The sequence below is a fragment of the Rhodococcus sp. IEGM 1306 genome (assembly GCF_036541985.1).
GTDB lineage: Bacteria > Actinomycetota > Actinomycetes > Mycobacteriales > Mycobacteriaceae > Rhodococcus_F > Rhodococcus_F qingshengii.
In genome coordinates, this window is record NZ_JAZHFF010000008.1 from 84,816 (window position 1) to 97,251 (window position 12,436).

Below are 12,436 nucleotides of genomic sequence, written 5' to 3' on the forward strand. Positions count from 1 at the left end.
TCAGACCTCAGTTCAGCCGAAGTTCAGCGGCGGCACGCACCTGGTCCGACTGGTGCTTGAGGATCACGCCGAGCGTGGCGCGAACGGCATCGTCGTCGAGAGTGTCCATGCCCAGAGCAAGAAGGGTGCGTCCCCAGTCGATGGTCTCGGATACCGAAGGGACCTTCTTGAGCTGCATTCCGCGAAGAACACGAATGGTGTTGACCAGCTGCTCGGCAATCGCTTCAGGAAGCTCCGGCACACGGCTTGCGAGGATGCGACGCTCGAGGTCGGCGTCCGGGAAATCGAGATGCAGGAAGAGGCAACGACGCTTCAGAGCCTCCGAGAGTTCACGAGTGGCATTCGAGGTCAACACCGTGAACGGCTTGCGGGTGGCGGTGATCGTTCCGAGCTCGGGGATCGTGACCGCGAAGTCGCTGAGCACTTCGAGGAGCAGACCTTCGATCTCGACGTCTGCCTTGTCCGTCTCGTCGATCAACAGCACCGTCGGGTCCTCGCGGCGAATGGCCTTGAGCAGTGGACGTGCGAGCAGGAACTCCTCCGAGAAGACATCCGCCTTCGTCGAGTCCCAGCTGTGGTCGACCGCGACATCACCCCTCGCTCCGCTCGCCCCGCCCGACTGAATCCGAAGAATCTGCTTCGCGTGGTTCCACTCGTACAGCGCACGAGCCTCGTCGACGCCCTCGTAGCACTGCAGACGCACCAGTTCTGCGCCCGTGGTCTGGGCGACTGCGCGGGCGAGTTCCGTCTTTCCGACACCGGCCGGGCCCTCGATGAGCAGCGGCTTGCCCAGACGATCGGCCAGGAAGACTGCCGTCGCGGTGGCCTTGTCGGACAGATAGCCGGTTTCGGCCAGCCGTTCGATCACGTCGTCGACGGTCGAGAAGAACGGCGTCGTGTCGGGAAGTGCTCGGTCCACGGTTAACTCCTTGAGAGGTGGGCAAGTCTGGTGAACTTTTCAGGCGGGTCGGGTGTGCCCGTCGCCCCAGACGATCCACTTGGTGGACGTCAGTTCCGGCAACCCCATGGGGCCACGCGCATGCAGTTTCTGGGTGGAGATGCCGATCTCGGCGCCGAATCCGAACTGCTCACCGTCGGTGAAGGCAGTCGACGCGTTGACCATCACTGCCGCGGCGTCGACGCGAGCGGTGAACTCGCGGGCAGCCGAAAGATCGGACGTCACGATGGCTTCGGTATGACCGGTTCCGTACTGGTCGATGTGCTCGACAGCAGCGTCCAAGTCCTTGACGACCTTGAGGGCGACGTCGAGGGTGAGGTATTCCTTCGACCAGTCGTCCTCGGTCGCGGGAACCAGTCCCGGCAGATCACCGTGCACGACGACGTCGTGCATCTGAAGCGCTTGGAGCAGCTTCGGCACGGCCGTCTCGGCGATCGCAGCGTCGACCAGGACGGTTTCGGCTGTATTGCAGACACTGGGCCGACGGGTTTTCGAGTTGAGAAGAATCTTCTCGGCCATCAGTAGATCGGCGGCCGAGTGAACATAGACGTGGCAGTTACCGACACCGGTCTCGATGGTGGGCACGGTGGCATCACGCACGACGGCGCTGATCAAGCCGGCACCGCCGCGCGGGATGACGACGTCGACGAGGCCGCGGGCCTGGATGAGGTGCGTGACCGTCGACCGATCCGCACTCGGCAGAAGTTGAACGGAGTCCTCGGGGAGCCCCTGAGCAACCAACGACGCGCGCAGAGCCGCCACCAACGCTTCGTTGGACTTGACCGCCGAGGACGAACCACGAAGCAGCGCAGCATTTCCCGACTTGAGAGTCAGCCCGAAGGCATCGACGGTCACGTTAGGACGAGCCTCGTACACCATACCGACGACACCGAGCGGAACGCGCTGCTGACGTAGTTCCAAACCGTTCGGCAGAGTGGATCCACGAAGCACTTCACCGATCGGATCGGGTAGTCCGGCAACCTGACGCAAACCCGACGCGATGCCCTCGATCCGGTCAGCGGTCAGACGAAGACGGTCGAGCAGCGATTCCTCGGTGCCGCCCGCCTTCGCGGTGTCGATATCGAGAGCGTTGGCCGCGAGAATCCGATCACTTGCCGCGAGTACCGCGTCGGCTGCGGCGTGGAGCGCAGCATCCTTCTGCGCCGTGGTCAGCAGAGCCAGGACACGCGAAGCCTTACGGGCTCGGCGTGCGGCGTCGTGCACGACGGACTTGGTGTCGGACGCGTCCGAGTCGACGGTTTCTGCGTTGGAAGTCACAGCGGTCATGAATACACATTAACCACCCACCGTGACGGCCTGCTCGGCGGAACGAGGCTGTGACCACCCGGGACCATTCCGGCGGACCGCCGGGGAACAATTCCGATGCGGGGCGCTGTTGCACCCACCGACCTTCTTCTTCGAGTCAGGAGCCATCCGTGAGTGTGTTGTTCGAGCCTTTGACCCTGCGCGGCGTCACCATCCCGAACCGCGTCTGGATGGCACCGATGTGCCAGTACTCCGCTGACGTCATCGGCGACCAGGTCGGAGTGCCCAACGAGTGGCATCGCACGCATCTGGTGAGCCGTGCAATCGGCGGCACCGGCCTGATTCTCACCGAGGCGACGGCCGTCAATCCCGAAGGCCGCATATCGGCAGCTGATCTGGGGATCTGGAACGACACGCAGGCGCAAGCCTTCGCCGAGATCAACGCGCAACTCGCGTACTTCGGCGCAGTGCCCGGAATCCAGCTGGCCCACGCCGGACGCAAAGCGTCGACGCAGGTTCCGTGGCGCGGCGGCAAGGGCCTGCCCGCCGACGACCGACTCTCGTGGCAGACGGTGGCCCCGAGCGCGGTTCCGTTCGGTCACCTTGCCGATCCGGTCGAGCTCACCACGGAAGGCATCGAGAAGGTCGTCGCAGACTTTGCAGCGGCGGCTACCCGCGCACTGAAGGCCGAATTCAAGGTCGTGGAAATTCACGCGGCCCACGGATACCTGATCCATCAGTTCCTCTCCCCCGAGAGCAACAAGCGGACCGACCGCTACGGCGGCAGCTTCGAGAACCGCATCCGGTTGCTCCTCGAAATCCTGAGCGCAGTCCGCGAGGTGTGGCCGGCCGAGCTACCGCTCTTCGTCCGGGTCTCGGCGACCGATTGGCTCACGGAAGAACGTGGGCTCGACGTCGAGAGCTGGACCGCGGATCAGACCGTAGCCCTCGCCAACATCCTCTCCGACTACGGCGTCGATCTCGTCGACGTGTCCACCGGCGGTAATTCACCGGCAGCCAAGATTCCGGTGGAGCCGGGATACCAGGTTCCGTTCGCCCGTCGCCTGCAGAACGAGAGCCTGCTACCGGCCGCCGCCGTCGGCCTCATCACCGAACCCGAACAAGCCGAGAAGATCGTCGAAGACGGAAGCGCAGTGGCGGTGCTCCTCGGCCGCGAACTGTTGCGAGATCCCTACTGGGCGCGCCGGGCGGCCCGTGAACTGAACGCCGAGGTAGGACCGCATATCCCGTCGCAGTACGCCCGCGCCTTCTAGCCCGAAAATCGGCTCCCGCGCACAACTTTGATAGCGTAAGCGTCTTACTTGCCGGTAGTCCGGAGCCCTGAGGGTTCCGGACACTGCCGCGGGCCAGAGCCGTGCGACGGGGGTCGCAACGAGCCACAGGGCACGCGGACGCTCGATTTCCCGACCGGCTCATCGGCGAGTGGGCAACGAAAAGATGCGTGCATCAGGTACGTGCCCCGCTCGGTTCGATGATTGCGCTGGGGAGCGCATGTCATGACTACACCAGAGAACTCGATCAGCGCTCTCGAAGTGGCCGAATCACCCGATGTCTGCGTCACCGACAATGCGTCCGTCAAGCGCGCTGTCAAGGCAACGATGCTCGGAAATGCCATGGAGTGGTTCGATTTCGGCGTTTACGCATATCTAGCTACCACTATAGGAAAAGTGTTCTTCCCGGACGCGAGCGGCAGCGCTCAACTCCTCTCTACCTTTGCAATTTTTGCGGCAGCCTTCATCGTCCGCCCACTCGGCGGATTGTTCTTCGGTCCACTCGGTGACCGCATCGGACGCAAGAAAGTCCTGGCCACCACCATCATTCTGATGGCGGGCAGCACCTTCGCCATCGGCCTCATCCCGAGCTACGAATCCATCGGTATCGCCGCCCCGATCCTGCTGGTACTCCTACGCCTACTGCAGGGCTTTTCCACCGGCGGCGAATACGGCGGAGCCAGTACGTTCGTCGCCGAATACGCACCGGACAAGCGCCGCGGTTTCTTCGCCAGCTTCCTCGAATTCGGTACTCTGGCAGGATATGTGGCGGCAGCGGGCATCGTGACGATCATCCAGACCGTCGTCAGTGCCGAGGACCTACTCCAGTGGGGCTGGCGCATCCCCTTCCTCATTGCCGGACCTCTGGGTCTCATCGGCCTGTACCTCCGTCTGCGTTTGGAGGAAACTCCCGCATTCCAGATGATGGAGCAGGCCGAAGAGCGCTCCCTCGCAGATGAATCCACAGGCAAGAAACTACGCGAAACTCTCGTCGACAACTGGCGTCCGCTTGTTCTGTGCATCGTCCTGGTGGCCACGTACAACATCGCTCACTACGGACTGCTCAGCTACATGCCGACGTATCTGACCAACACGTTGGGTTACGACGAATCCCACGGACTCGTTCTGATGATCATCGTCATGATCGTGATGATGATGGGAATCAGCTACGTCGGAAAGTTCTCGGACCGCGTCGGGCGTAAACCCTTGCTGCTCAGCGGTTTCATCGGATTCTTCGTCCTGTCCCTGCCTGCCTACCTTCTGATCGGCGTCGGCAACTACGTGACGGTCTTCCTGGGACTCGCAATTCTCGGTGGCTTGCTCCTGCTGTTCGTCGGAGTGTTCCCGTCCGTGCTTCCCGCACTCTTTCCGACCGGAATCAGGTACGGCGGCTTGGCAATCGGATACAACCTCGCGGTCTCCATCTTCGGCGGGACCACTCCCCTGGTGCTCACCGCCCTCGAAAGTGCAACGGGCAGCAACTTGGTCGCACCAATGTACATGATGATCGCCGCCGTGATCGGCGGTATCGCAGTCCTGATGATCCCCGAGACCGCACGCAAGCCACTCGACGGCTCTCCGCCCTCCGTCGCCACCGACGAGGAAGCACGTCGGATCATCCGCAAGGTTCGTCGAAAGAGAATGAAGGCCGATAACCTCGAGGTATGAGCACGCCTCGAATCGTCGTCGTCGGCAGTATCAACATGGATCTGACCACGTCAGTATCCAGATTCCCCGCTCCGGGAGAAACGCTGCTCGGCACTGCCTTTGCCACCGCGGCGGGAGGCAAAGGCAGCAACCAGGCCATCGCCGCCGCGAAGGCCGGTGGGGACGTGTCGTTCGTCGGCGCGGTCGGCGACGACGGTTTCGGCACCCAATTGCGCGAGACCCTGCAAGACGCCGGGGTCGACACCGCGTTGCTTCGTAGTGTCGACGGCCCGAGCGGCGTTGCCGCCATCACCGTGAGCGAGGACGCGGAGAACAACATCATCGTCGTCCCGGGCGCCAATTCCTCGGTCACCTCGTTGTCAGAAGCAGACCTCGACGCGATCGCACACGCCGACGTTCTCCTGTGCCAACTCGAAATACCCCTCGACACGGTCACCGCAGCGGCCCGGCACGCGCGTGCCAACGGAACAACTGTCATCCTCAATCCTTCGCCGGTACAAGACCTTCCGGGCGCCCTGATCGAGTCTGTCGACATCCTGATCGTCAACCAGACCGAGTCGGAGCAGTTGGCCGCGGTCACCGGTCGCGTCCGATACCTCGTCACGACGCTCGGGGCCGGCGGCGCGGATCTCCGGTCGGGCGAGGAGACAATCCACGCCGACTCCCCGGCCGTGACACCCGTGGATACAACTGGCGCAGGCGATGCTTTCACCGGCGCCTTCGCCGTGGAGTGGGTGCAGGGCCAGGACCGCGCCCTGCAGTTCGCTGCCACGGCGGGAAGTCTGGCGACGACGGTCCGCGGCGCGTCGGTGTCGTCACCCACTCGCGCTGCGATCGAAAAAGTCCTGAACCGACAGCTTGACTCTGACACCGTGTGAGGTCGTAAACCTGTAGGTATCGGGTTTGTGAGAGAGAAACGGGGCGAGCAAGGATGTTGAGCATCGGAGACTTCGCGAGAGCAGGTCGTGTGTCGGTGCGCATGCTCCGCCACTACGACGCCATCGGTCTGCTCAGACCCGCGAGGGTCGACGCATCCACCGGGTATCGCTCGTACACCGCGGGCCAGTTGGCGCTGCTCAACCGCATCGTCGCTCTCAAGGAGTTGGGCCTGACTCTGGCCCAGGTCCAGCAAGTGGTGGAGTCAGCGGTCACCGTCGACGAGATCCGCGGGATGCTCACGCTTCGCCGAGCAGAACTCGAAACCCGAATCCAGGAAGACACCGCGCGACTGGCGCATGTACAGGCGCGCCTACGGATCATCGAAAGTGAGGGACAGATGTCCGCATACGAGGTTGTGATCAAGTCAGTTCCGGCGCTGCGGGTCGCGGAGTTGACCGGTAGCGCCAAGACGATGGATCCGTCGTCGATCGGCCCGGTGGTTCGCGGGTTGTACGAGCGCCTTTGTACCGGTTTGGATCGTGCCGGTATCGCCGCGATCGGACCCGCTGTCGCTTACTACGAGGATGCCGGTGACGACGAGAACGTCGTCGTCCATGCGGCGCTACCGGTAGACGCGAATCCCGATGGCGACTACGAGTTCGCTGTGGTGGACCTGCGGGCCGAAGAGCACGTGGCCTCGCTGCTGCACAAGGGTTCGATGGACAACTGCCTGCCCGCTTATCAGGCGTTGGCCCAATGGATCGACGCAGCGGGATACCGCAATGCCGGCCCCAGCCGTGAGGTGACGCTGGCGTGCCCGGAGGATGTCGACGGCTGGGTCACCGAACTGCAGGAACCTGTTGCCAAGGCCTGAAGCCCGCACGTGTCGGCAGGGTCGTGCACCATGGGGTCCATGACCACCGCCACTGCCCCAGCCATGCGCGACGAAGCCGAGCGGCTGCTCCGCGAACTCGCGGGGCCGGATGCCCGCCTACGCGAGGACCAGTGGACGGCCATCGAGGCGCTGGTGGTGCAGCGCAAACGCGCGCTCGTCGTACAGCGGACCGGCTGGGGCAAATCTGCGGTCTACTTCATCTCGGCGAAGCTGCTCCGGGCAACGGGCCACGGCCCCACCGTCATCGTCTCTCCGTTGTTGGCCCTGATGCGAAACCAGGTCAGTTCTGCCGAACGTGCCGGAGTGCGCGCCGCAACCATCAATTCGGGCAACGTCACCGAATGGGACGACATCCATGCCCGCGTCGCAGCCAATGATCTCGACGTCCTTCTGGTCAGCCCCGAGCGCCTGAACAACCCTGACTTCCGCGATCAGGTGCTCCCGGCCCTGGCAGCTGATGCCGGCCTGGTCGTAGTCGACGAGGCTCACTGCGTTTCCGACTGGGGCCACGACTTCCGTCCCGACTACCGCCGCATCAGGACCTTGATCGCCGAACTCGGCGAGGGCATTCCCGTCCTCGCAACCACGGCGACGGCCAACAACCGCGTCGTCGAGGACGTGTCCGCCCAACTCGGCGTCGGCGGTGAGGAAACCCTCGTCCTTCGCGGCGGGCTCGAACGCGAGTCGCTTCACCTCTCTGTAGTCCACATTCCGGAGGCGACGGCGCGCGCTGCCTGGCTTGTCGACATGCTCGAGACGCTGCCGGGTTCGGGCATCATCTACACGCTGACGGTTTCGGCCGCGCGCGACCTCGCAAGCCTGCTCTCCGAGCGCGGCCATACCGTCGCCGCCTACACGGGCCAGACCGATCCCACTGAACGTGAATCTCTCGAGCAGGACTTGTTGGGTAATCGCGTCAAGGCTCTGGTGGCCACCTCGGCACTCGGGATGGGCTTCGACAAGCCTGATCTCGGGTTCGTCGTCCACCTCGGCGCACCGTCGTCGCCGATCTCGTACTACCAGCAGGTGGGCCGCGCCGGTCGTTCCACCGACAGGGCAGACGTGATCCTCCTGCCTGGCGCCGAGGACAAGCAGATCTGGAGTTACTTCGCCTCGGTCGCCTTCCCCCGCGAGCACCTGGTCCGCAGCGTCATCGAACACCTCGACACCGAAAAGGCTACGTCGACACCGGCACTCGAACCTCTGGTGGAGCTCAATCGCACGCGTCTCGAGATGGTCCTCAAAGTCCTCGACGTCGACGGCGCGGTCAAACGCGTCAAGGGCGGGTGGATCAGCACCGGCGAACCCTGGGTGTACGACGCCGAGCGCTACGGCCGACTCGACGACGCTCGCCAGGCCGAGCAGGCCGCAATGGTCGAGTACCAGAGCATCACGACGTGTCGAATGACCTTCCTGCGTGAACAACTCGACGATCCTGGTCTGACCTCGGACAACTCACAGTGCGGTCGCTGTGACAACTGCACAGGCAATCGCTACGACACCACTGTCGACACCGCTGCCCTCGACGAGACTCGGGCGCGCTTGCAGCGCCCCGGATTCGACCTGGAGCCGCGCAAGATGTGGCCGACCGGCCTGAGCAAGCTGGGCGTCAAGCTGTCCGGGAAGATCACCGAGGGGCCCGAAACCGGGCGCATTCTCGGACGGATGTCGGACCTGGGCTGGGGTCAACGTCTCCGCGCGCTTTTCGACGGTCCCGACGCCGAGGTACCCGATGCGGTGGTCAGCGCGTGTATCAGCGTTCTGGCGGCCTGGAATTGGGCCGAGCGCCCCACCGGTGTCATGGCCCTCGAATCCACGACGCATCCGTTGCTGGTGTCGAGCCTGGCTGCCAAGCTGGCCGAGGTCGGGCGATTGACCGACCTGGGCACCCTTCGCTTGCGCCCCGACCACCCTCCGGTGTCGGCAGCGAACTCCGCCTATCGCGTGTCCGGACTGGTCGATGTTTGGGAAGTCCCGGACATGAGCATCCACCAGGGACCGATACTTCTTGTCGACGCAATCGCCGATACCGGTTGGACTTTCACGATGGCCGCACGCGCACTTCGACAGGCTGGTGCTCACTCTGTACTTCCGTTGGCGCTCGCAAGCCCGAAATAGCGAGTTTTTGCCCGAAATAGTCGCTCCGACAACGGCAAAAGTTACATAATGTGAGCACCATCACATTCATGTCCTCACCTGGGGCGCAACGGGTTCCACACGGCCCGAAACGGACATCTGCATGACTTCGACAGCAATGATTGTTACGTTCAGATGACCGATGAAGCCTGTTGATACGAGAGCTATCCCGACCACCGCGCCGGACGCGGTGTTGTTCAGAAGCCCACAGATCGATGACGGAGTCCGGCTCTGGGAGATCGCACGTGATTCGAAGGTGCTCGACCTCAATTCGAGTTATGCATACCTGTTGTGGTGCAGGGATTTCAGCGCGACGTCCATCGTCGCGGAGGTAGACGGCCGCGTAGTCGGATTCGTTTCCGGTTATACCCGTCCCAGCGCTCAGGAAACCCTGTTCGTGTGGCAAGTTGCGGTCGACGAAGACCAGCGCGGCAAGGCAATTGCTGCCCGCATGCTGTCCGACTTGATGGATCGCACTGCCCCACTGGGTGTTACACATCTGGAGACCACGATCAGCCCCGACAACGAGGCTTCGATCGCACTCTTCACCGCGCTCGCACGTCGGCGCGAAGTACCGATAACCAGGCAGACCTTGTTCTCGCCCAACGATTTTCCCGATGGACACGAAGCCGAAGATCTTTACACGATCGGCGCCTAGCGCACTTCGCGCTCGGCATACAGCATGCCCCGGAGGAACAAAGAAGATATGAATATCAACGAAGCAAGCATTTTCGAAACCCTCGAGTCCGAGGTTCGCAGCTACTGCCGTGACTGGCCCGCAGTGTTCACCAGCGCATCCGGATCCTGGATTCGTGACGAGAACGGACGCGACTACCTCGATTTCTTCGCCGGCGCCGGCGCACTCAACTACGGTCACAACAACCCGGTGCTCAAGTCCGCACTGGTCGACTACATCATGAACGACGGCATCACGCACGGCCTCGACATGTCCACTGTCGCCAAACGCGAATTCCTCGAGACCTTTCAGCGCAACATCCTCGAGCCACGCGGACTGGACTACAAGGTCCAGTTCCCCGGCCCGACCGGCTCGAACACCGTCGAGGCTGCATTGAAGCTGGCTCGCAAGGTCACCGGACGTTCGGCAGTCATCAACTTCACCAACGCATTTCACGGAATGACACTTGGTGCACTCTCCGTGACCGGTAACTCGATGAAGCGCGCGGGCGCCGGTGTCCCCCTCGTGCACACGACACCGATGCCCTTCGACAACTACTTCGACGGCGTCACCGAGGACTTCCAGTGGTTCTCCCGCGTTCTCGATGATTCCGGCAGTGGAATCAACCGCCCCGCGGCAGTGATCGTCGAAACCGTGCAGGGTGAAGGTGGCGTCAATGTCGCTCGCCCCGAATGGCTTCGGGCGCTGGCAACACTGTGCTCGGATCGCGGAATCCTGTTGATCGTCGACGACGTCCAGATGGGTTGCGGCCGTACCGGCCCGTTCTTCTCCTTCGAAGAGGCCGGAATCGTTCCCGACATCGTCACGTTGTCCAAGTCGATCAGCGGCTACGGAATGCCGATGGCGCTCACGCTGTTCAAGCGTGAACTCGACGTCTGGGGACCGGGCGAGCACAACGGCACATTCCGCGGCAACAACCCGGCGTTCGTCACCTCCAAGGTGGCACTCGACCACTACTGGTCCGACGACGCCCTCACCAAGACGACGCTGAAGAAGGGCGCACGCATCAGCGAATGCTTCGCCAACCTCTCCGATCAGTTCCCCGGCGAGGTCTCGCACCGCGGGCGTGGCTTGGTTCAGGGCCTCGTCTTCGAACAGCCCGAGCGCGCCGGCAAGGTCTGCCAGTTGGCATTCGACGAGGGATTGCTCGCCGAGACCTCCGGACCCTCCGACCAGGTTGTGAAACTGCTTCCCGCACTGACGATTACCGACGACGAGCTCGAGCACGGCCTCTCCATCCTGGCCGAGGCGACACTCAAGGTCTGCAGCTAGAGGAAGGACTCTCCCATGATCGTTCGCACCACCACCGAGATCACCGACACCGACCGCGACATCACGAGTGAGGACGGAAACTGGCGCAGCAAGCGCATCGTCCTCGGCGGCGACCGCGTCGGGTTCTCGTTCCACGAGACCACCATCAAGGCGGGTTCGGTCAACGAGTTCCATTACGCCAACCACGTCGAGGCTGTCTGGCTCGTCGAGGGCACCGGCAAGCTGATCGACCTCGACAACAACAAGGAATACGATCTCGCACCGGGGTCGATGTACCTGCTCAACGGCCACGAGCGTCACCGCGTCGAGCCGGACACGCAGATGCGCATGCTGTGCGTGTTCAATCCGCCGGTCACCGGGCGTGAGGTGCACGACGAGAACGGTGTCTACCCACTGGTGGAGGTCCCCGCGTAGCGTCTAGTCATGGCGACTGACACCTCTCCACGCGTAGCGATCGGCCCCGTCCCCGATGCACTGCTCGACAGCGCGGTGCTTCGGGGCGGTGGTCTGATCAGTCCGATCGACACTGCGGACGCCCTGATCTGGGCGGGCTCACCCGAGACCTTTCCGTCGGAGTTACCGGCGTCGGTCAGGTGGGTGCAGCTTCCGTCGGCGGGAATCGAGGATTGGTTCGACTCCGGTGTGATTCCGAAGGACACAGAAATCACGTGGACCTCGGCGGCCGGTGCGTTTTCGGCGTCGGTGGCCGAGCATGCACTCATGCTTCTCTTGGCCGGAGTTCGCCACTTGCCTGCACACATCGAGGCTCGAACGTGGCGTCAGTTCGAGTTCTTTCCCAAGATCGGCACCCTTCGTGGCTCGACGGTTGCGATCATCGGCGCAGGCGGTATCGGCCGCGCGCTGATTCCGATGCTGGCCGCGCAGGGGGCGGACAGCATCGCAGTCAATCGTTCCGGTAGCCCGGTCCCCGGGGCGATCTCGACGTACCCCGCATCCAGGATGGATGAAATCTATTCTCGCGCAGATCACTTCGTGATTGCTGCGCCCGCCACCCCGGCCACCCGCCACCTCGTGGGCCGTGCGCAGTTGGCGGCGATGCAACCCCATTCCTGGGTGATCAATGTCGCGCGCGGATCACTGGTCGACACCGACGCACTGGTCGAGGCCATCGAGTCGGAACAGATCGGCGGCGCCGGTCTCGACGTCACCGATCCCGAACCCCTCCCGGACGGTCACCCACTGTGGGATCTGACGAATGCGATCATCACACCCCACGATTCCAATCCGCCAGGCGTTCGCCCCGCCGCGTTCGCGGATCACGTCTCCAAGAACGTGACCCGCTTCGCGAAGGGTGAGGCGCTGGCTGCCCTCGTGGACCCAGTAGCCGGATACTGAGCACGCCGCCGAAGCTC

At 63.3% G+C, this 12,436-nt stretch carries 11 protein-coding genes; 9 read left to right on the forward strand and 2 right to left on the reverse strand.

Features of this window, described 5'->3' with window-relative positions; translation table 11 throughout:
• Positions 1 to 7: 7 nt before the first annotated feature.
• Together V3587_RS22465 and V3587_RS22470 are read right to left on the reverse strand one after the other, a co-directional pair.
• Positions 8 to 919: an AAA family ATPase gene (locus tag V3587_RS22465; protein WP_003944506.1), complete on the reverse strand. Its 912-nt coding sequence runs from the start codon at positions 917 to 919 to the stop codon at positions 8 to 10.
• A gap of 39 nt (positions 920 to 958) precedes the next feature.
• Positions 959 to 2,245 carry a glutamate-5-semialdehyde dehydrogenase gene (locus V3587_RS22470; protein WP_064074808.1) on the reverse strand — a complete coding sequence of 429 codons (1,287 nt, stop codon included), beginning with the start codon at positions 2,243 to 2,245 and terminating at the stop codon, positions 959 to 961.
• A gap of 149 nt (positions 2,246 to 2,394) precedes the next feature.
• Between V3587_RS22470 and V3587_RS22475 the strand changes: the two genes are divergently transcribed.
• The 9 genes from V3587_RS22475 (at position 2,395) to V3587_RS22515 (ending at position 12,419) form a co-directional block, all read left to right on the forward strand.
• Complete coding sequence (locus tag V3587_RS22475; protein ID WP_064074809.1) at positions 2,395 to 3,498, forward strand: NADH:flavin oxidoreductase/NADH oxidase; 1,104 nt, start codon at positions 2,395 to 2,397, stop codon at positions 3,496 to 3,498.
• Positions 3,499 to 3,741: 243 nt separating this feature from the next.
• Positions 3,742 to 5,184: an MFS transporter gene (locus tag V3587_RS22480; protein ID WP_003944479.1), complete on the forward strand. Its 1,443-nt coding sequence runs from the start codon at positions 3,742 to 3,744 to the stop codon at positions 5,182 to 5,184.
• Entirely contained in the window at positions 5,181 to 6,062 is an 882-nt protein-coding gene (locus V3587_RS22485) for a ribokinase (protein WP_042450215.1), read from the forward strand. The genes V3587_RS22480 and V3587_RS22485 overlap by 4 nt, the downstream gene beginning before the upstream one ends.
• Positions 6,063 to 6,115: 53 nt before the next feature.
• The gene (locus tag V3587_RS22490) at positions 6,116 to 6,937 is read left to right on the forward strand and encodes a MerR family transcriptional regulator (protein WP_054187684.1); all 822 of its coding nucleotides are present in this window, start codon (positions 6,116 to 6,118) and stop codon (positions 6,935 to 6,937) included.
• Between the two features lie 39 nt (positions 6,938 to 6,976).
• The gene (locus tag V3587_RS22495) at positions 6,977 to 9,076 is read left to right on the forward strand and encodes a RecQ family ATP-dependent DNA helicase (RefSeq protein WP_283377251.1); all 2,100 of its coding nucleotides are present in this window, start codon (positions 6,977 to 6,979) and stop codon (positions 9,074 to 9,076) included.
• A gap of 160 nt (positions 9,077 to 9,236) precedes the next feature.
• Positions 9,237 to 9,752 (forward strand): diaminobutyrate acetyltransferase, encoded by a 516-nt coding sequence (gene ectA / locus V3587_RS22500; RefSeq protein WP_003944572.1) that lies wholly within the window; start codon positions 9,237 to 9,239, stop codon positions 9,750 to 9,752.
• A 48-nt stretch (positions 9,753 to 9,800) separates the two neighbouring features.
• Positions 9,801 to 11,063 carry a diaminobutyrate--2-oxoglutarate transaminase gene (gene ectB / locus V3587_RS22505; protein ID WP_003944528.1) on the forward strand — a complete coding sequence of 421 codons (1,263 nt, stop codon included), beginning with the start codon at positions 9,801 to 9,803 and terminating at the stop codon, positions 11,061 to 11,063.
• Positions 11,064 to 11,078: 15 nt separating this feature from the next.
• Entirely contained in the window at positions 11,079 to 11,477 is a 399-nt protein-coding gene (locus V3587_RS22510; protein WP_003944463.1) for an ectoine synthase, read from the forward strand.
• Positions 11,478 to 11,486: 9 nt separating this feature from the next.
• Complete coding sequence (locus V3587_RS22515; RefSeq protein ID WP_007731007.1) at positions 11,487 to 12,419, forward strand: D-isomer specific 2-hydroxyacid dehydrogenase family protein; 933 nt, start codon at positions 11,487 to 11,489, stop codon at positions 12,417 to 12,419.
• The last annotated feature ends 17 nt before the right edge of the window (positions 12,420 to 12,436 follow it).